Below are 1,402 nucleotides of genomic sequence, written 5' to 3'. Positions count from 1 at the left end.
TACCAAAATGTCTAACGAAACCGTTACTTATAGTCTTGAATCCGTCCTCAAGGAAATCAAAGACAGCATCAAGGAAGTTAACCAAAAAATCGATACCTTGCAACAGGATATTAACCAGAAATTTGACAGCCTACAAAAGGATGTTAACCAGAAATTTGACAGCCTACAGAAGGATTTTAACCAGAAATTTGACAAAATCGACGAACGGCTAACTAAGCTAGAGGTAGGACAGGCAAAACTAACTGAGAAAGTCGATGGGATGGATAGAAGACTAGAAAAGGTGGAAGGAACCCAAAAAAATCAAGTTTGGACGTTAATTATTCTTTTAGGAGGAGCGATCGGAACAGCAGCATGGCGCTCTTTCTTTTCTGGTAATCCCTAGAAATATTGCCATAATACTAAATCCTAGGCAATAAATAATCAGTCTTTAATAACCGGATTTAGGATTAAAATAAAATTATTGTACTATCATTACTCCCAGGGATGTTACCAAAATGTCTAACGAAACCGTTACTTATAGTCTTGAATCTGTCCTCAAGGAAATCAAAGACAGCATCAAGGAAGTTAACCAAAAAATCGATACCTTCCAACAGGATGTTAACCAGAAATTTGATAGCCTACAGAAGGATTTTAACCAGAAATTTGATAAAATCGACGAACGGCTAACTAAGCTAGAGGTAGGACAGGCAAAACTAACTGAGAAAGTCGATGGGATGGATAGAAGACTAGAAAAGGTGGAAGGAACCCAAAAAAATCAAGTTTGGACGTTAATTATTCTTTTAGGAGGGGCCATCGGCACGGCAGCGTGGCGCTCTTTCTTTTCTGGTAATCCTTAGAAATATTACTATAATTTCTCACTTTAGGGTAGTTATGAGGGGAAATTAGCAGATGTCAAACTCAGGTTAAAAATAAGGGATTCCTAACCCATCCTACCCCTAATTATGCTTTCCTCAACCATCTTTTTAACAATCGCCACAATGCCACTATTATCCCCCCAATTAAAACTAAAGGAAACATAACCACCCCCAGAAAGAAAGCAACGATTAAGGGATATTTTCGGGTTTCTAATTGCCGAATTTCATCATCGCACTTTTGAACATATCCTGCTAACCCCAATGCTTGATATAATTCCCGCGCTTGAAGAATTGCTTCTTTCGCTTCCGATATACGTTTGAGTTTATAGTAGGTAACTCCCAGATTAAACCAAGCATTCGCTTCACCCCCCCGATCACCGATTTCCCGAAAGATTGCTAAGGACTGTTGATGAAACTCGCTCGCTTTTTGGTATTCTCCTAGGGAATAGTAAACATTGCCTAAATTATTGTAGGATTTCGCTTCACCCCCCCGATCACCGATTTTTCGCGTGATTGCTAAGGATTGTTGATAAAACTCGATCGCTTTT

3 protein-coding genes are annotated in these 1,402 nt (G+C 39.0%); 2 read left to right on the top strand and 1 reads right to left on the bottom strand.

The window, feature by feature from the left end:
* Positions 1–7 precede the first annotated feature (7 nt).
* Both PX481_RS03750 and PX481_RS03745 read left to right on the top strand, forming a co-directional pair.
* Entirely contained in the window at positions 8–382 is a 375-nt protein-coding gene (locus PX481_RS03750; protein WP_125730252.1) for a DUF4164 family protein, read from the top strand.
* Between the two features lie 112 nt (positions 383–494).
* Complete coding sequence (locus PX481_RS03745) at positions 495–836, top strand: DUF4164 family protein (protein WP_002776981.1); 342 nt, start codon at positions 495–497, stop codon at positions 834–836.
* A 103-nt stretch (positions 837–939) separates the two neighbouring features.
* On the opposite strand, the gene PX481_RS03740 is transcribed toward PX481_RS03745, so the two are convergent.
* The coding region (locus PX481_RS03740; RefSeq protein WP_288093708.1) for a tetratricopeptide repeat protein at positions 940–1,402 on the bottom strand (463 nt) is incomplete at its 5' end.

The sequence above is a fragment of the Microcystis sp. M53603_WE2 genome (genome assembly GCF_030065435.1).
The sequence above is the reverse complement of the archived record's forward strand: the minus strand, read 5'-3'. Positions and strand labels throughout refer to the sequence as shown.